The sequence below is a fragment of the Streptomyces sp. NPDC006197 genome (assembly GCF_040613865.1).
Classification (GTDB): domain Bacteria; phylum Actinomycetota; class Actinomycetes; order Streptomycetales; family Streptomycetaceae; genus Streptomyces.
The window spans coordinates 31,912-51,377 of sequence record NZ_JBEXSZ010000015.1 but is presented as its reverse complement, the minus strand read 5'-3'; the positions used below and the strand labels follow the sequence as shown (position 1 = coordinate 51,377).

The window sequence follows — 19,466 nt, the reverse complement described above, 5'->3', positions numbered from 1 at the left end:
TCGGGAAGCCCGGGAAGCCCGGGAAGTTCCGCCGGAAGTCACGAAAGGCCCTCCGCCGGCTCGGCCAGAGTCCGCCGCCCGGACACCACCACGGTCGTCACCAGGAGCAGGATCCCGCAGACGACGAGGGCGGTCGGCGCGGCGCCGGCCCTGTCGAGCAGATAGCCACCGCACAGCGCGCCCAGGGAGTTCGCTCCGGAGGCCAGGAAGCGCGCCGTGCCGTTCACCCGGCCCTGGAGCTCGTCGGGGGTGTGCTGGACCTGGAAGACCCAGGCGGTGACACTCAGCGCGCCGACGATCGAGGTGGTGGCGGTCAGCAGGACGGCAAGACCCGCGGGGTGGCGGATCCACGCGACCAGCGGCGTGATCAGGACCCAGAGCACACAGCCGGCGAGGAAGACGGCGCGCAGACCGAAGCGCCGGCGGAGCCGGGGTGCGGCCAGCGCCCCGGCCAGACCGCCGAGACCGCCGAAGCCGGTGACCAGGGCGACGAACACGGGGGAGCGGCCGCTCTGCTGGATGATCACCATGACGGTGAGCATCAGGATCTGGAAGGCGACGTTGCAGCCCGCGAAGAGCCCGACGAGGAGACGGGCGACCCGGTGCCGCCACAGCCAGAGCACGCCCTCCTTGATGTCGGTGTGCAGCGGCTGCGCGCGGGCGGCGGCGCGGACGCCCCGGCTCCCGCGCATGAGCGCGACGCACACCGCGGCCACCGAACTCGCCAGTGCCGTCGCGGCGAAGGGCAGCCAGCCCGCGACGGCGAGCAGACCCCCGCCGCCGGGCTGGCCGAGCAGGCCCATGGCCTGCCCCCGCGCCTCGTTCTGGGCGAGCGCGGCAGGGAGCTGGCCGGGGGCCACCACCTGCCGCACGCTCGCCCGCTCGCCCAGATCGACGACGATGCCGCGGGCGCCCTCCAGGAAGGCGGCCGCCATCAGATGGGGCAGCCAGACCTGCCCCAGGAACACGGCGACGGCGACGGCCGCGATCGAGAAGGCGCCGAGGACGTCGCCCCAGAGCATCAGCCGGCGCCGGTCCCAGCGGTCGACCAGCGCGCCGGCGGGCAGCTGGACGACGAAGTTCGGCAGCGAGGCGGCGAACCCCACCAGGCCGGCGTCCACCGGCGAGCCGGTGTGATACAGCGTCAGCAACGGGAAGGCGGTCATGCCCACCCGGGTACCGAACTGCGAGACGCCCGCGCCGACCCACAAGCGGATGAAGTCGGCGTTCCTGCGCAGCGGGACCGGGGGACGGCCGGACATGCCGGCCGTCCCGACGGCCCCCTCGGACTCTGGGGAGCCGGCGGAGTCCGAGGGGCTCTCGGTGTGCTTCCTCATCGCGACCGCACGGCCGTCTCCGCCGCCGCGCTCTGCCAGAAGCCGGTCAGACGGCCCTTGTCGGACCAGCCCGTCGACATCAGATGAGTGACCAGCTCCCTGCCGGAGGCCGCGTTGGTGAGGACCACGGCACCCGACCCGGCATGGGCGCGCATCCCGAACATGGCCTGGTATCCGGCCGCCTGGCCTCCGTGACCGAATTCGAGATCGACGCCGCTGTGGTCGACGATCGTGCCCCAGCCGTACGGGCGGTCGGACTGCGGCGTGAGCATCTCCCGTACCGCCTCCTGGGGGACCAGTGCCCCCGGCCGGCCCAGCCGGCTGTCCCTGACGCCCAGGACGAGCCGGGCCAGATCCCCGGCGGTCGTCCACAGACCGCGCGCCGCCGACTCCGGGTAGACCTCGTGGCCGCCCGGCAGGGGCACGCCCTCCAGGTCGTGACCGAGCGCCACCGGGAGACCCGAGGTCTCCGGGAAGTGCGGGTCGAAGCCGCTGTGCTCCATGCCCAGCGGTTCGAGCACGAGCCGCCGCATCAGCGCCGGGAACGGTTCGCCGGAGAGATCGGTCATCGCCTGCTGGAGCACGCAGTAGTGGGCGTTGTTGAGCCGGAAGACCTCACCGGGCGCGAACTCCCTGCGGACCGGACCCGGTTCGGCCGGCGCCCGTCCGTGCAGGATGTCGAGGACGGAGGGAACCGGTTCGCCGATCCGGTAGCCCGCGCGGCGCGGCGGCTCGGCGAGCCCCGCCAGGTTCGCCACCAGGTGCCGCAGCGTGACGGGCGGGGCGTCCCCGCCGTCGGGGGCGGGCAGCTGCCAGGAGCTGAGGCAGCGGTTCACGTCCTCGTCGAGGTCGAGGCCCTGCTCCTGGGCCAGTCGCAGCAGGCCGAAGGTCGTCACGTGCTTGCTGATGGAGGCGGCGGCGAAGAGCGTGTTCTCGCCGACCGGCTCGGCGCCGTCCGCACCGAGGTGGCCATGGGTCTCCACCGCGGCCAGCTCGCCGCCCTCGATCAGCGCGATCGCCGCTCCCGGGATGCGGTGGCGGGTCATCACCTCGGGCACCGAACGGGTCGCGACCCGGGGGGTGGCGCCGCTCGTCCGGGTGGCCCGGGCGGCGGACGGGCCGCCCTCGTCGGTCCCTGCGGGCGCCGTGGTGAGGCTGGTCAGCTCGGCGAGGTGCTCGTCGGCCAGCCGCTGCACCGTCGCCGCGTCGTAGAGCCGGGAGCCGTACGTCCAGCGCAGGTACAGCCGCCCCTCGTCGAACACGGCGGCGACGTCCAGGAGATGGTCCCGCTCGGCGGCGGGGTCCGTCTGCGCGGAGGGCGCGGCGAGCAGGGCGAAGGCAAGGCGGGGACGTTCGGCGGAGCGGAGCTCGGCCGCCAGCTCCGGGTCGGGCGCGAGGTCGCGCAGCACTCCGTACACATGGCGCGGCGCGGGCAGCTCGGCGAGCTGCCGGCCGACGGAGCGCAGCAGGGCGGGCAGTGCGCGCGTCCGGGGCAGCCACAGGGTGAGCGGGACGTGGTCGGCCAGCGGCCCCACGGTCCGCGAGAGATCGGCCCCGTCCGCGGAGCCGTCGCGGGGGTCGGTCCGCAGGTCGAGGGTGAGCCGGTCGCGGCCGGTCCAGCGGGTCACGACCCTGCCCAGGGTCGCGAGCAGTGCCTGCTCCGGCTCGTACCCCGCGAGCAGGGCGCGGGTCCGCTCCGGTGGGAGAACCGCGGTGACCGTCCGGGCCGAGCCGTGGGAGTCGTCACCGCCCGGGTGGTCCACCGGCAGCCCGCCCGCGCGTTCCTGGCCGATCCACTGGTGGGCCTGGTCCGCGGTCTCGGGCCGCGCCGCCAGTTCGGCGGTCCTGCTCGCCCACTGCCGCAGGGGCGTGGGCACGGACGGCAGCCGCACCGGCGAGCCCTGCGCGCACATGCGGTAGGCGGTCTCGACGTCCTCCGCCACGAGGGCGAGGGAGGCCTCGTCGGCGGCCAGCTCGTGCACGGTGATCCACAGCTCGGAGGCGACGTCGGAGGCCAGCAGCCGTTCCTCGCCGACATCGCACAGCGTGGCCTGGAGGACCGGGCCCGACACGGGGTCGAGCCGGTCGCGGGCCGTGTCGAGCGCCCGCGCGACGGCGTCGGCCCGGTCGGCCACGGCCGTGCCGCGCAGGTCGACGACCTCGAGCAGCCGAGCGGATTCGGCCGGGGCGATACGGCCTTCGGCACCGCCGGGCGCGAGCCGCAGACGCAGCGCCTCGTGATGGGCGACCACGGCGGCGAGCGCCCGCTCCAGGAGCGCGGGGTCGGGACGGCGCAGGCCGAGGCGGATCGAGCGGGAGGCACCGGCGCCGGCCCGCGCGTGGGCCGGCAGGTGGGGCATCCGGGTGCCCTCGCTCCCCGCTGCGGTCCCGGCGTCACCGGTCGCGTCCTCGGGCCCGTGCTCCGCGTCCACGAGTTCGGCGAGCTCCGCGAGCGTCCCGGCCTGGTAGATCATCCACACGGCGAGCGGCAGCCCGGCCTCGCGTGCCGTGGCGAGCATCCGTACGGCGAGGATGGAGTGTCCGCCGAGATCGAAGAAGCTGTCGTCCGCGCCGACCCTCTCCAGGCCCAGGACCTCGCGCCAGACGGCGGCGATCGCCTGCTCGGTGGGGGTGGCGGGGGCCACGTACGGCCGGCCCTCCTGATCGGGCGCGGGCAGCGCCCTGCGGTCCAGCTTGCCGTTGGGCGTGAGCGGAATGCTCTCCACCGGCATGAAGACGGCCGGGACCATGTAGTCGGGCAGCGTCGCCGCGAGGTGCGCGCGCAACGCGGCCCGGTCGGGCGCCAGTCCGTCGGAGGCCACCACGTACGCGGCGAGCTCCGGACCCCGGTCCGCGGTCTGATGGACCACGACCGCGGCGTCCTTCACCCCCGGGTACTGGGTGAGCCGGTGCTGCACCTCGCCCAGCTCGACGCGGTAGCCGCGGATCTTGACCTGGTTGTCGATCCGGCCCAGGAAGTCCAGGGTGCCGTCCGGCAGATGGCGGGCGAGGTCGCCGGTGCGGTAGAGCCGCGAGCCGGGCGGACCGTACGGGTTGGGCAGGAAGCGCTCGGCGGTGAGCCCGGGGCGGTTGCGATAGCCGCGGGCCAGGCCCTCGCCGCCGATGTGGAGCTCGCCGGGCACCCCGACCGGGACCGGGCGCAGGCGCGCGTCGAGCACGTACGCGGTGGTGTTCGGCAGCGGGCCGCCGAGCGGTACGGCGCCGTTCTGCATGCCGGTGACGGGGTGGGCGGTGGCGCCGATCGAGGTCTCCGTGGGGCCGTACTCGTTGACCAGCCGTCCGGGTCCGACCAGGCCGAGCCAGTGGTTGGCCAGCCGGGGCGGCAGGGCCTCTCCGGCGACGAGCACGGTCCCCGCCAGGCTCGCCAGCTCGCCGGGCGGCAACTGGTGGGTGAGGACTTCGAGATGCCCGGGCGTCAGCTTGATGAAGCCGTACGGCGCCCCGCCCGCCAGCGCCTCGCCGAGCCAGGCGGTGTCCAGGTCGGCCGGAAGGATGTGCACGGAACGGCCGGTGATCAGCGGGACGTACAGATTGGTGGCCGGCAGGTCGAAGGCGACGGAGGAGAACAGCGGTGCGCCGCCCTCGTCGCCCGTGAGGTCCCGGGCCGCCCAGCGCAGGTGATTGGCCAGACCGTGCTGCGTGACCATGACCCCCTTGGGGGTGCCGGTGGAACCCGAGGTGTAGATGACGTACGCGAGCAGTCCGGGATCGCCCGGGCGTTCCGGGCGCGTCGCGGGCAGCGCCGCCAGGACCTCGCGGTCGACGTCGAGGTCCAGGCGCGCCCCCCGGTGACCCTCGGTGGCGCGGGCCGACGCGCCGTCGGTCACGAGGACGGCGGCCTCGCTGTCGGCGAGGACGTGGGCCAGGCGCTCGGCGGGGTTGGAGGGGTCGAGCGGCACATACGCGGCGCCGGCCTTCCACACCCCGAGGAGGGCGGCGACCAGCTCGGGGCCGCGGTTCAGGCAGACGCCGACGAGCGTGTCGGGACCGGCACCGAGCGCGCGCAGGCGGTGGGCGACGCGGTTCGCCCGCTCGTCGAGCTCCCGGTACGAGAGCCTGAGCTCGCCCGCGACGACCGCCACCGCGTCGGGGACGCGGGCCGCGGTCTCCTCGAACAGGTCCAGGACGGAGCCGGCGGGCCACTCCACGTCGGTGGCGTTCCACTCGCCGAACAGCAGGTGCCGCTCCTGGGCCGGCAGCAGGGCGATGGTGGCGTCGCCGTCCGGTTCCTCGGCCATCGCGGTGAGCACCTGCCGGTACATGTCCGCCAGCCGCTCGGCGTTCTCCCGGCTCATGACGTCGGTGAAGGAGCCGAGGCTCAGGTGGCCTCGGGCGGCGATCACGTCCAGGGCGAACTCGTTGCCGCCCACGCCGAATCCCGCCTCGACGTCCACCGCGTCCGTGTCGACCTGATGGAAGTCGAGGTAGCTGAACAGCACGGTGATCAGCCGGTCGGTGCTGTCGGCGGCACGCTGGATCGCGGGCAGCGGATAGCGCCGGTGCCCCCAGATCCGGGTCTCCTGCGCGAAGGTGCGGCGCACCAGCTCACGCCAGGTGGTGCCGCCCACCGCCGGGAAGGGCACGGTGTTCAGGTGCATGCCCAGGACCCGGTCGCCGCCCGGGGCCTCCAGACGGCCGTGGGCCACCAGGCCGCTGTGGAAGGAGCGCTCCGGAGTCAACCGGGAGAGCACCGTCAGGTGCGCCGCGAGCAGCACGCTCTTCAGCGAACCGCCCGCCGCGGTGGCCAGCCGGCGCAGGCCCTCCTCCAGATCGTGGAAGGGGACGAGCCGGTGGTAGGGCTCGCTGGGACCCTCCTGGCCCCAGCCCTCGGGCAGCGTGAACGGCGCGCTCGTGTCCACGACCGCCTGCCAGAACGCCCGCTGCTCCTCGCTGGCCAGCGCCTCCGTCTCGGCCGCGATGAAGTCGGCGTAGCGCACCGACGGGGTCTCGTACGCGGGCAGGGGCTGTCCGTCGCGCACCGCGCGGTACGCGGCCAGCAGCTCCATCAGCAGCGTGTGGTAGCTCCAGCCCTCGGTGATGGCGTGGCTCTGGGTGAACGTCAGCCGCCAGGCCTCGTCCGACTCCAGGTGCACGGTCATCCGGAACAGCGGCGCCACGTGCAGATCGAAGAGGTTCGCCTTCTCCTCGGCGATGAAGGCGAGCGCCGCCGTGCGCTGCCGCTCCTCGCCGAGGCCGCGCAGGTCGTGCACGGCGAGGGCGATGTCGGCGTGGGCGTGCACCAGCTGAAGCGGCTGGGAGTAGCCCTCGAGCGCCATCGACGTCCGCAGGATGTCGTGCCGCGCCGTGACCACGGCCAGCGCCTCGCGCAGCGCCGGCAGGGAGAACGGCTCGCGGTCCCTGATACGGAAGTTGTTGACGTGGTGGTAGGTGTTGCGGTCGCGGTGCGTGAGCATCTCGACGAGCATGCCGGTCTGGATCTGCGAGAGCGGATAGGCGTCCACGACGTCCTCCGGCAGCCGTTCCCGGTCCTCCGGCGCCAGCTGTGCGAACGGTTTCACCGCCCGTACCAGCGAACGGGTGCCGTCCTTGCCCGCCGCGGCGACGGCGAGCGCGGCCACGGTCCTGTGCTCGAAGACGTCGCCGATGGTGAGGTCGAAACCGGCCTCCCGCAGCGCGCCCGCCAGGCGCACGGCGCGCATCGAGTCGCCGCCGAGCGCGAAGAAGCCGTCCTCCGCACCGACCCGGTCCACACCGAGCACCTCGCGCCAGACGGCGGCGATGCGCTCCTCCACGGGGGTGCGCGGAGCGATGTGGGCGGTGCCGGCGAACGCCTCGCGGTCCGGCGCCGGCAGCGCCCGGCGGTCCACCTTGCCGTTCGCGGTCAGCGGGATGCGGTCGACGGCCATGAACGCGGCCGGGACCATGTACTCGGGCAGCCGTGCCGACAGATGGGCGCGCAGACCGGCCAGGTCCGGGGTGCCCTGCCGCGCGGCGCCGGTGCCGACGACATAGGCGACCAGGCTCTTCTCCCCGATGCCGTTCTCCCGCAGCAGCAGGACGGCGTCCTCGACGTCCGGGTGCGCGGTGAGATGGTGCTGCACCTCGCCCAGTTCGACGCGGTAGCCGCGGATCTTGACCTGGTTGTCGATCCGGCCCAGGAAGTCCAGGGTGCCGTCCGCGAGATAGCGGGCGAGGTCGCCGGTGCGGTACAGACGCGCGCCGGGCGGACCGTACGGGTCGGGCAGGAAGCGCTCGGCGGTGAGGCCGGGGCGCCGCTGGTAGCCGCGCGCCAGTCCGACCCCGCCGATGTACACCTCGCCCGGCACGCCGACCGGAACCGGCTGCATGCGCTCGTCCAGGACGTACATCGTGGTGTTCGGGACGGGCGCGCCGAGCGGCACCAGCTCGGTGGTGACGGTGTCGGCCACGGGGGAGCCCGAGTTGCCGATGGAGGTCTCGGTGGGTCCGTACTCCGCCGCCAGCGCGGTGCCCTCCGGGCCCGCGAGTTCGCGCCAGCGGGCGACGAGAGCCGCCGAGAAGCTGTCGCCGGCCGCGATGACGAGCCCCGCGAGGCCCCGGGCCTGCTCCGCCGTGAGCTGATGCGTGAGCAGGTCGAGGTGGCCGGGGGTGAGCTTGATGAAGCTGTACGGGGCCCCCGCCGCCAGCTCCGCGCCGAGGTCGGCGGTGTTCAGGTCCTGCGGCAGCAGATGCGTGGTCTGACCGGTGATCAGCGGCGTGAGCAGGTCGGGCAGCCCCAGGTCGAAGGAGATCGACGAGAACACGGGCGCGCCGCCGGTGCCCCGGGAGGCGTACGCCCCCGCGCTCCAGCACAGGTAGTTGGCCAGGCCCAGGTGCGGGACGAGCACGCCCTTCGGCGTGCCGGTCGAACCGGAGGTGTACATCACGTACGCCAGGTCGGCGAGCGAGCCGACGGGCTCGGGGCGGGTCGCGGGGCGGCCCGCGATCGCCCGGGAGTCCGCCGCGCGGTCGAGGACGACCGTCTCGCCGTCGTGGAGACCGTCGAGGGCGGGCAGCAGATCGCAGGTCGTGACGACCAGGTGCGGACCGGCGTCCGCCAGCATCGTGGCCATCCGGGTCCGCTGCAGCGAGGGGTCCAGCGGCAGGCAGCCCGCCCCGCTCTTCCAGATGCCGAGCATGGCCGGGAGCAACTCGGGGCCTCGTGCGAGGTGCAGGCCGACGAGGGTGTCGGGACCGGCGCCGAGGGTCCGCAGGTGGTGGGCGATGCGGTTGGCCCGCTCGTCGAGCTCGGCGTAGCTCAGCACGGTGTCCAGGTGACGCACGGCGGGGGAGTGGGGGGTCTCCACAGCCTGGTCCTCGAAGAGGCGGTGGACCGGCAGGACCGGCAACTGCCCCTCGGTGGTGTGCCATCGGGCGAGGACCTGGTGGCGGTCGCGGGCCGGCAGGTGGCTGGTGGTGGCGTCGCCGTCGGGGTCGGCCGCCATCGCGGTCAGCACCTGCCGGTACATCTCCGCCAGCCGCTCGGAGTCGGCGCGGCCGAGGACGTCGGTGGCGCTGATCAGATGGATGTGCCCGTTGTTGGCGAGGACGTTGAGGGCGAATTCGTTGACCGCCCCGCCGACGCCGCCGATGCCGTTCGCGACGTCCCGGTCGGCGAAGAGCGCGTCGTCGACCTGGTGGAAGTCCTGGTACTCGAACAGGACGGTGATCAGCCGGTCGGTGCTGTCGGCGGCGCGCTGGATGGCCGGCAGCGGATGGCGCCGGTGCCCCCACACGCGGGTCTCCTGCGCGAACGTACGGCGCACCAGCTCACGCCAGGTGGCGGCACGGACCACGGGGAAGGGCACGGTGTTGAGGTGCATGCCGAGCACCCGGTCCCCGCCGGGTGCCTCCAGACGGCCGTGGGCCACCAGACCGCTGTGGAAGGAGCGTTCGGGCGTCAGCCGGGAGAGCACCGTCAGATGCGCGGCGAGCAGCACGCTCTTGAGCGAGCCGTCGGCCGCGGCGGCCAGCCGCCGCAGCCCGTCCTGGAGGTCGTGGAACGGCACGGCCACGCGGTACCCCTCGGCGGGGCCGTCCTCGCCCCAGGCGCCGGGCAGGGCGAACGGCGCGTGCTCGTCGGTGACGTGCTGCCAGAACGCCCGGTCGGCGTCGCCCTCCAGGGAGGCGAGCTCGGCGGCGACGAAGTCCGCGTACCGCACCGAAGGCGTCTCGTGGGCGGGCAGCGGCTGCCGGTCGCGCACCGCGCGGTAGACGCCGAGCAGCTCCATGAGCAGGGTGTGCTGGCTCCATCCGTCGCTGACGGCGTGGCTCTGGGTGAACGTCAGCCGCCAGGCCTCGTCCGACTCCAGATGGACGTCGACCCGCACCAGCGACGCGGCGCGCAGATCGAAGTCCGCCCGTCGCCCGGCCGTGAACGCCGCCGCTTCGGCGCGCCGCCGCTCCTCGTCGAAGCCGCGCAGGTCGTGCACGTCCAGGGGGATCTCCACCCGGTCGCGCACCAGCTGGAGGGGCCGGGAGTAGCCGTCGAGCGCCACCGACGTCCGCAGCACGTCGTGCCGCGCCGCCACGATGTCCAGCGCCGCGCGCAGGGCGGCCGGGTCGAAGGCCTCGCCGTCCGGCACCCGGAAACTGCTGATGTTGACGTACGCGCCCTGGCCCGGCCGGGTGAGCGTCTCCACGAGCATGCCGGTCTGGACCTGCGAGAGCGGATAGGCGTCGACGACGTCCTCCGGCAGCCGCTCCCGGTCCTGCGGATCAAGGAGTGCGAACGGTGCCACCGATCGCACGAGTCCGGACTGCGCGGCCGCGGGATCCTGCCACTCGACGGCGGCGGCCATGCGGGCGATCGTGCCGTGCTGGAACACCCCCCGGATGGAGATGTCGAATCCGGCCGCGCGCATGGCGCCGGCCAGGCGGACCGCGCGCAGGGAGTCGCCGCCGAGGGCGAAGAAGTTGTCGTCGACCCCCACCTCGTCCACGCCGAGCACCTCGCGCCAGAGGGTGGCGAGCCGCTCCTCGGCGGGCGTACGAGGCGCGGTGCGCGCGGCGGCCCCGTCCGCGGCCGCCCCCGGATCGGGCAGCGCGTCGAGGTCGGGGGTCCCCCCGGCGGTCAGCGGCAGCGCGTCCAGGACCGTGACGGAGCCCGGGACGAGAGGCTCCGGCAGCCGCTCCGCGAGGTGCGCGCGCAGCCCTGCCGCGTCCAGGGCGTCCGGACCCGTCGCGACGGCGTACGCGGCCAGGCCCGAGGCCTCCGCCCCGCCGGAGCGGACCACGACGAGCGCCTCGCGCACGCCGGCGAAGGAGGTGAGCGCCGCGCGGATCCGCCCGAGGTCCACTCGGCGGCCCCGCACGGAGACCTGGTCCTCGATCAGACCGAGGACGTCGAGGGTGCCGTCGGCCAGCCGGCGTGCGAGCCGTCCGGTGCGGTGGAGCAGGGCCCCGGAGGGTCCCGAGGGGTCGGGCAGGGAGTCCTCGGAGGCGGCCGGGGCGTGCGCGCCCGGCACCGCGCCGACACACAGCTCACCCGCCACACCGACCGGGAGCAGCCGGCCGTGGGCGTCCACGACGCGGACCGGCAGACCGGTGCCGGCGGTGGTGGCCGCCGGGCCGATCAGCCCCTCCTCGACGAGCCGGTCGCGCAGGCCGCCCGGCAGCTCCGCGGTGGTGTACGGCCGTGCGAGCAGCGCGCGGTCCTCGTCGGTGAGGAGGTCCGCGTCGGAGAGCGGGGCGTCGGGCCGCGAGGTCGCCGCGTCGAGGAGGCGTACGAAGCGCTCGGCGGTCCGCGCGACGGTGGCCCGCTCGAAGAGCGCGGTCGGATAGCCGAGCCGTGCGTCGAGACCGCCGGTCTCCGCGTGGTCGACGTTCAGGGTGAGGTCGAACTTGGCGACCCGGTCGGCCATGACGGACTCGACGGTGAGACCGGGCATGGCGAAGGCGCTGCCGCGGTCCTCATGGAGGATGAAGTCCACCTGGAAGAGCGGGGTGCGGGCCAGATCGCGGTCCGGCTGGAGCTCGTCGACCAGCCGGGCGAAGGGCACCGACTGGTGGTCGAAGGCGTCAAGGACCGTGTCCCGTACCTGGGCGAGTACCTCCCCGAAGGACGGGTCGCCCTCCCAACGGGCCCGTGCCACCAGGGTGTTGATGCCGTAGCCGAAGAGCTGCTGGAGCTCGGGACGGCCGCGCCCCGAGACCGTGATGCCGACGGGGACGTCGGCACCCGCGCCGGGCAGGCTGCCGGGGACGGCGGTGTGGCGGGCCAGCAGGGCCTGGTAGGCCGCGAGGAGCACGTTGAACAGCGTCGTGTCGTACCGGCGGGCCAGTGCCCGGGCACGGTCGGCCGTCGCGGCGGGGATGTGGAAGGGCACCGAGTCCCCGGCCCAGTCGCGCACGGCGGGGCGGGGGTGGTCGATCGGGGTGTCCAGGGGCTGGACGCCGTCCAGTCGGCGCCGCCAGTACGCCAGTTGACGCTCCAGGGTGTCGCCGGTCAGATGGCGGCGCTGCCAGGACGCGAAGTCGGCGTACTGCAGGGGGAGCTCCGGAAGGGCGGCGGGCGTGCCCGTCACCGCGGCGGTGTAGAGGGCGCTGAGCTCGCCGGCGAAGATCCGTACGGACCAGGCGTCGCAGGCGATGTGATGGAAGGTCACCGCGAGGACGTGGTCCCGCTCGCCGAGCCGGAACAGCTTCGCGCGAACCGGCCACTGCCGCTCCACGTCGATCGGCCGGTCGATCTCCTCCTCCACGAGACGCCGGAGGTGCGCCTCGCGCCCGGCGGCGTCGGCATCCGCTGCGGCTCCGGTGTCCGCTCCGGTTTCCCCGAACGAGCCGGTGACGTCCACGACGGGCAGCTCGGTGTCCCCGGCCGGGTCCACCAGCTGCACCGGGTCGCCCTCGGTGGGCGCGTACCGCGTCCGGAGGATCTCGTGCCGTTCGAGCACCCGCTGCCACGCGCCGCGCAGCGCGTCCGTGTCGAGCGTGCCGCGCAGCCGCAGGACGAGCGGCACCAGATACTCGTGGCTGTCGGGATCGAGGCGGTTGAGGAACCACATCTGCTGCTGCCCGAAGGAGAGCGGCAGCGGACCGCCGCGGTCCACCCGTTCGATGGCGGTCCTGCGGCGGCCGCGTGCGCCCGCAAGGCGGCGGCGCAGCAGCTCTTCGCGCAACGCCGCCGTGTCCTGCTGTGCGTTCGGCGTGTCGTCGACGCTCATGCCTGGTACTCCCTCACCGGGTTGGTGTTGTCGGATGTCGCCGGCGATGCCGGCCGGTGCTGCTGGGGACCGCTCTCGGGGCCGGGCGCCGGCAGGGCGGCGCGGTCGACCTTGCCGCTGATGCTCAGCGGGATGCGCTCCAGGGCGACGAAGCTCGCGGGGATCATGTACGCCGGGAGCAGCGAGGCCAGATGACGGCGGAGCCGGGATTCCTCGATCCGGCCCGCCGGGACGACGTAGGCGACGATCCGCTTGTTGCCGGGGGTCGGCTCGCGCACCACCACGACGGCGTCGCGTACCAGCGGGTGGGTGGTGAGCGCCGCCTGGATCTCGCCGAGTTCGATGCGGTAGCCGCTGACCTTCACCTGGGTGTCGATCCGGCCGAGGAACTCCAGGGTGCCGTCCGCCAGCCGGCGTGCCAGGTCCCCGGTGCGGTAGAGGCGCGAGCCGGGGGGCCCGTACGGGTCCGGGACGAAGCGCTCGGCCGTCAGGGCGGGCCGGCCGAAGTAGCCGCGCGCCAGTCCGTCGCCGCCGATGTGCAGCTCTCCCGGCACTCCGGGCGGCACGGGCCACGCCGAGCGGTCCAGGACGTGCAGCCGGGTGTTGGCGAGGGGCTGTCCGAGGGCGACCCGGTCGACGTCGTGCGGTACGGGCCACGCGGCGGACCAGATGGTGGTCTCGGTGGGTCCGTACACGTTGACGAGGGAGGCCAGCCGACCGCGCAGTCGCGCGGCGACGGGGGCGGGGAGCTCCTCTCCGCCGGCCAGGCCGGTGAGGTGCGGGCGGTCGAGGCCGGCGGCGAGGAGCAGCCGCCAGCCGGACGGGGTGGACTGCACATGGGTGACGCCGTGGGCGTCGACGAGCGCCAGGAGGGCCGTGGGGTCCTTCGCCTCGTCGTCGTCCGCGAGGACCACCCGGCCGCCCCGGATCAGCGGCAGGTACAGCTCGAGGGCCGAGATGTCGAAGGAGACCGAGGTCGAGGCCAGCCACGTACCGGCGCCCGATCCTTCGGGGAGGCTCTGGTGGAAGGACCACAGCAGGTTGGTCAGGGCGTCGTGCTCGATGACGACGCCCTTGGGGGTGCCGGTGGACCCGGAGGTGTAGATGACATAGGCCGGCGACCGGCCTTCGAGGGCCTGCCGGGGTGCCGTCCCCGGCAGCGCGGCGAGGGCGGCCCGCTCGTCCTCGTCGTCGAGGACCACGGTGGCGCCGGGGTGGCTCGCGGGTATCCGGGCGGCGAGGGCCGCGTGGGTGAGCACCAGGGGCGCACGGGTCTCGCCGAGGATGTGCGCGAGGCGGCGGCCGGGGACGGCCGGGTCGAGCGGAACGTAGGCCGCTCCCGACCGCAGCACGCCGAGCAGCGCGGGGAGGAGGTCCTCGCCGCGGTGCAGGAGCACCCCCACGACCGCGCCGGGGCCGGCTCCCAGGGTCCGGAGCCGGTGGGCGATGCGGGCGGATCGGACGTCGAGCTCCCGGTAGGTGGTCCGCCTGTCCCCGACGAGTACGGCGACGGCGTCCGGTGTGACGGCGGCCTGTCGTGCGAAGAGGTCGGCCACCGTCGCGGCGGGCCGGTCGGTGCCGGGGACGCGTCCGGTGTCGAGGACGGCCTGCCGGACATGCCCGGGCAGCGGGCTCGCGGTGGCGTCGCCGCCCGGGTTCTCGGCCATCGCGCGGAGCACGGACCGGTACAGCGTGGCGAGCAGATCCGCCCAGACCGGTGCGACGGCGTCGGTCCGGCAGTCCAGGGCGAGGTGGCGGTCGTGGGCCCGGACGACGAGGTGGTGGTCGCCGGTGACGGGGCCCGTCGCCGCGGGGGCGAACAGGACGCCGCCCTCGGGCACGCCCCCCGGCGGCCGGGGCGCGTGGGCATGGGCGTCGCCCACGCGCCGGGCGGTCGCCCGGACCAGGGCGAGCCAGTCGCCGGCGGACCGGGTGTGGGGGACCGGCAGCACGCCTCCGGGGCCGCCGGGGTCGCGGCCGTCGTCCCACAGGCCGGTGTGGAAGGCGGGTTCGGAGGTCAGCGCCGCCATCACCGCCAGGTGGGCGGCGAACAGGGTGTCGGCGAGGCGGACGCCCGCGTTCTCGGAGAGGGCGCGCAGCGCGCCCCGCAGGTCGTCGAACGGGACGGTGACCCGGCAGCGCTCTCCGGGCCGGCGTGGGTCTCCCCACACGTCGGGGAGGGCGAACGGGGTGTGGGTGTCGGCGATCCGGTGCCAGAACTCCTGGTGCGCGGTGCGCGGGTCGACCGTCGTGGCGTGGTCGGTCACGGTGGCGTGGTCACTCATCTCCGGGTCCTTCCGCCGCGGTGGTCGTGCCGGTCAGTTCGGCGTCGGACAGCTGGTCGATCTCGGCCCTGATGGCGGACTCGACGGCCTTGGCGAGCAGTCCCACCGTGGGCTGTTCGAAGACCGTCCGGACGGACAGGTCGATGTCGAAGGCGTCCTGGAGCCTGGCCGCCATCCGGATGGCGAGGATCGAATGCCCGCCCACCTCGAAGAAGTTGTCGTCCGAGCCGATCCGCTCCAGACCGAGGAGCTCGGCCCACAGCGCGGCGATCAGCTCTTCGGTGGGGCCCTCCGGGGCGGTGCGGGCGACGGCGGTGCTCGTGGTGGCGGCCGGCAGCGCGGCCCGGTCCAGCTTGCCGTTGGCGGTCAGGGGCACGGCGTCGATGACGGTCAGGGTCGAGGGCACCATGTACTCCGGCAGCTCCTCCGCCAGGAGTTCCCGCAGACGCCGCGGGTCGACGGCGCCCCCGGGCCCGTCCTCGGGCACCAGATAGCCGCTCAGCGACTTCTCGCCCGTGGAGCTCTCGGCGACCACGACGACGGCGTCGCGGACACCGGGGAGGGCGGCGAGACGGGCCTGGACCTCGCCCGGTTCGATGCGGTAGCCGCGGAGCTTGACCTGGTGGTCCGTCCGGCCGCGGAAGACGATGCTGCCGTCCGGGCGCCGCAGGGCCAGGTCGCCGGTGCGGTACAGCCGTGCGCCGGGCGGCCCGAACGGGTCGGGCACGAAGCGTTCGGCCGTGAGCCGGGGCCGGTCGAGGTAGCCGCGGGCCACACCGGCGCCGCCGACGAAGAGCTCCCCGATGACACCGAGGGGCACGGGCTCGCCCGCGCCGTCCAGGACGTGGGCGGTCGTGTTGGGCAGGGGCAGGCCGAGCGGTACGGGTGCGGAGTGCGGGGCGTCGACCGGGTGGACCGTGCTGCCGATGGACGCCTCCGTCGGACCGTACTCGTTGATCAGCCGGCCCGGGCCGAGGAGCCCGAGCCAGTGGTCGGCGGTGCGCGCCGGCAGTTCCTCGCCCGCCACCAGGACGATCTCGGCGAGCCCCGCGGCCTGCTCGCGGGTGAGCTGATGGCCGAGCAGCTCCAGATGGCCGGGGGTGAGCTTGACGAAGCTGTACGGGCTTCCGGCCACCAGGGCGGGCCCGAGCGCCGCGGCGTCCGCTTCGTGCGGCAGCACGTGCACCGGCCGGCCGGTGATCAGCGGCGCGTACACATTGGTCGCGGGCAGGTCGAAGGCGATGGAGGAGAACAGCGGGGCGCCGCCGTCGCCGCCGACCAGCTCCCGCGCGGCCCAGGTCAGGTGGTTGGAGAGGCCGCGCTGGGTGACCACGACCCCCTTGGGGGTGCCGGTGGAGCCGGAGGTGTAGATGACGTACGCGGGCTGCTGCGGGTCGGCCGGGCGCGGCAGGGGCGTGGTCGGGAGGGCGGCGATGTCCGACCTCTCCCGGTCGAGGAGGACGCGCGTCCCGTCGAACGCCGCGGTCGGAACGTCCAGGGCGGATTCGGTGAGGAGGATCCGGGCGCCGCTGTCCCGCAGCAGCCGGACCAGACGGTCGCCGGGGTTGCCCGGGTCCAGCGGGAGGTAGGCCGCGCCGGTCTTCCACACGCCGAGCAGGGCGGGGATCAGATCGGGTCCGCGGCGCAGACACACCCCGACGAGTCCGCCCGGCCCCGCGCCGGCGGCCACGAGACGGTGGGCGACGCGGGTGGCCTGTGCGTCCAGTTCCCGGAAGGTCATGCGCTGTTCGCCCGCGACGACGGCGACGGCATCGCCCTGGGCCGCCGCGCGCCGCTCGACGAGGTCGAGCACGGAGGCGTCGGAGAGGGGCGCGGCCGTGTCGTTCCAGCGCGTGAGGAGTTCGGCGCGCTCGTCGGCGGGCAGGATGTCGAGCGCGGAGACGGGGCGCCCGGGCTGCGCCGTCACGGACTCGAGCAGGGTGACGAAGTGCCGTGCCAGCCGCTCCACGGTCTCGGCCTCGAACAGCGCGGTGGCGTATTCGAGGACACCGGTCAGCTCGCCGCCGGGCTCTCGGCGCAGGTAGAGCGTCAGATCGGTCTTGGCCACCTGCCGGGCGCGCAGCAGCATGTCGCCGTCGCCGGGGGCCGGCATGCCACCGCCGACCTCGTCGTCGTTGAAGTTGAACGCGACCTGGTAGAGCGGGGTGCGCGACAGGTCGCGCTCCGGGCGCAGCTCCTCGACGAGGTGCTCGAAGGACACCTCCTGGTGCGCGAAGGCGGCGAGAGCCGTGGCCCGTACGTCCCGCAGCGCCTCGGCGAAGGGACGGCCGGCGGCCGGACGGCAGCGCAGGACCAGCGTGTTGAGGAAGAAGCCCACCACGTCCTCCACCCCCGAGGCCGTGCGTCCCGCCACCGGCACGCCGACGGGCACGTCCCACTGGCCGCTGTAGCGGGCCAGCAGCGTGGAGAAGGCCGTCAGCCACGTCATGAACGGCGTGGCCTGCTGCGACCGCCCGAGGGCGGCCACCGGCTCGGCCACCCGCGCGGGGACGGTGAAGTGCACGAGACCGCCGCGCGGGTCGCGCTCCGGCGGACGGACGTGGTCGGCCGGAAGCTCCAGCGGAGTCAGGTCCGCGAGCTCCGCGCGCCAGAAGTCCAGGTCGGGACCGAGCCGCTCCTTTCCGCGCCAGGCGCGCTGCCAGGAGGCGTAGTCCGCGTACTGGACGGCGGCCGGCGCGAGCGAGGGGGTCCGGCCCGCGTGCAGATCCGCGCAGAGCGCACGGAACTCCCGCTCCAGGATGGTGGAGGACCATCCGTCGCAGGCGATGTGGTGGATCGTCACCAGCAGGGTGTGGGCCTCGCCCGGCCGCCTGACGAGCAGGGCGCGCCACAGTTTTCCGGAGGCGAGATCGAAACCGGTCTCGAACGCGCGCCGCACCTCGGGCTCCGGGTCCTCCGCAGGGGCGTCCACGATCCGCAGCTCGACCGGCCGCGGCCCCTCGATCACCTGGACCGGCTCGTCGCGCTCGGCCTCGTACCGGGTGCGGAGCGACTCATGGCGTACGGAGAGGGCGTCGAGCGCCTGACGCACCGTCACGGCGCTCACCTCCTCGGGCACCTTCAGCAGCATCGGCACCACCCACTCCGGGCTGTGCGCGTGCATCCGGTCGAGGAACCACAGCCTGCGCTGCCCGAAGGACAGGGGCAGCCGGTCGCCGTGGGGCACCGGGGTGACCGGTGGCGTCCCGTCGCCGCCGGCGTCGAGGAGCGCCGCCTGGTCCCGTACCGTCACCGCGGTGTACAGCTCGCTCAGCGCCAGCCGGATGCCGGAGGCGTCCCCGAGGCGCTCGGCGAGCAGCGGCATCTGCAGGGAGTAGCCGCCGAGCTGGAAGAAGTCGTCGTCGACGCCGATGCCGTCGGTCTCCAGGATCTCGGCCCAGACCGCGGCCACCAGGCGCTCGCTGGGCGTGTCCGGGGCGATGTGCGCGGGGCGCGCGGAGGTCAGGAGCAGACCGCTCGCCGTGCCGTACGAGGCCGGATCCTCCCCGTCCCCGTCCGGCTCGGTCCCGCCGAGGTGGTCCAGGCTGCCGTCGTTGCGCTGCCGGACCGGTACGCCGGTGGCGATGCCGTCGACGAGCAGGTCGCCCGGCACGCCGGGCGGGACCGGCTCGCCGAACTCGTCCACCACCGTCACCAGCCGGCCGGGCACCGGACGGCCGAGCGGCAGGTCGGCGAGGTCGCGCTCGGGGTCGTAGCGGTGAGCCGTGGCCGTCGTCCCGAGGGCGGCGGATCCGAACGTGTGCCAGAGCGCGGCCGCGCCTCCGAGGGTCAGCTCGTAGGCCGTCGCCGCGTCCAGGCCCGGGCCCTCGGCCAGGACGAGCCGTACGGCGGTGCAGTCCTGCAGTCCGGGCTCCTCCGCGAGCCGTCGTGCCGTCGTGCCGGACAGCACGAGCACCGTGATCCGCCGCTCGGCGACGACGCGTGCCAGTGCGGCGGTGTCGGACCAGGCCGCGCGGTCCACGGCGACCAGGGTCGCGCCGGACACCAGTGCGGCGAGGCATTCCCAGAGCGGCCCGGGGAGCACCGGGGCGGGGGGCAGCGCCAGTCGGTCCGTGCCGGAGAGTCCCGGGCCGCCGTCCAGGAGCCAGCGGACGTGGGCGGCTGCCTCGGCATGGCTGATCACCGTGTCGGGGGTGCCGTCGCGGTGCTGGAGGACGACCGCGGGGTCGTCGCCGGCGATGCCGGACCGGGCGGTGACCCGGTCCCCGGTGCCCGCGTCCGGGGCGGGGGAGCGCAGGGCTGCCACGTCCTCGGGGGTCAGCAGCAGGTCCGGGCCGTGCGGGTCGGTGCCGTCACTGCGGAGGACGACCCCCGCCCCGGCCGACCAGACGGCGAGCAGCGAGGCCACCAGGCCTGCTCCCGCGGGCATGCTCAGTCCCACGCGGCTGCCCCGGCCGATCCCACGCGCGTGCAGGCTGCGGGTCAACTGCTCGGTGAGGTGGGCGAGTCGGGCGTATCCCGTCTCCTCGTGGCCCTCCAGGACCGCCACCGCGTCCGGTTCCTGGGAGGCGCGGCCTGCGAAGAGGTCGGGCAGAAGAGGGGGCCGGGTCACTGGTACTCCTCGCGAGTTCGACGGTAACGGTGCCTGGCTGCGGAGTGATCGAGCCGACGGCGCCGGTCAGCCTGCGAGGGCCCCCTATACAAGGGCTATACGG

4 protein-coding genes are annotated in these 19,466 nt (G+C 74.6%); all 4 read right to left on the bottom strand.

The genetic code is table 11. The annotated features are described in order from the left end of the window. Positions 1-38: 38 nt before the first annotated feature. Positions 39-1,262: an MFS transporter gene (locus ABZ318_RS07225; RefSeq protein WP_356901501.1), complete on the bottom strand. Its 1,224-nt coding sequence runs from the start codon at positions 1,260-1,262 to the stop codon at positions 39-41. A 71-nt stretch (positions 1,263-1,333) separates the two neighbouring features. Further along, entirely contained in the window at positions 1,334-12,505 is an 11,172-nt protein-coding gene (locus ABZ318_RS07220; RefSeq protein ID WP_356901500.1) for an amino acid adenylation domain-containing protein, read from the bottom strand. Continuing rightward, positions 12,502-14,790: an amino acid adenylation domain-containing protein gene (locus ABZ318_RS07215; protein WP_356901499.1), complete on the bottom strand. Its 2,289-nt coding sequence runs from the start codon at positions 14,788-14,790 to the stop codon at positions 12,502-12,504. Before ABZ318_RS07215 ends, ABZ318_RS07220 begins: the two co-directional genes overlap by 4 nt. Beyond that, a complete protein-coding gene (locus ABZ318_RS07210; protein WP_356901498.1) occupies positions 14,783-19,363 on the bottom strand; it encodes an amino acid adenylation domain-containing protein in 4,581 nt (1,526 codons plus the stop codon). The genes ABZ318_RS07215 and ABZ318_RS07210 overlap by 8 nt, the downstream gene beginning before the upstream one ends. Positions 19,364-19,466: the final 103 nt, after the last annotated feature.

Bases quoted from the DNA above. Each gene is read 5' to 3' on its own strand.
- ABZ318_RS07225 (WP_356901501.1), bottom strand. From the start codon at position 1,262: ATGTCCGGCCGTCCCCCGGTCCCGCTGCGCAGGAACGCCGACTTCATC.
- ABZ318_RS07220 (WP_356901500.1), bottom strand. From the start codon at position 12,505: ATGAGCGTCGACGACACGCCGAACGCACAGCAGGACACGGCGGCGTTG.
- ABZ318_RS07215 (WP_356901499.1), bottom strand. From the start codon at position 14,790: ATGAGTGACCACGCCACCGTGACCGACCACGCCACGACGGTCGACCCG.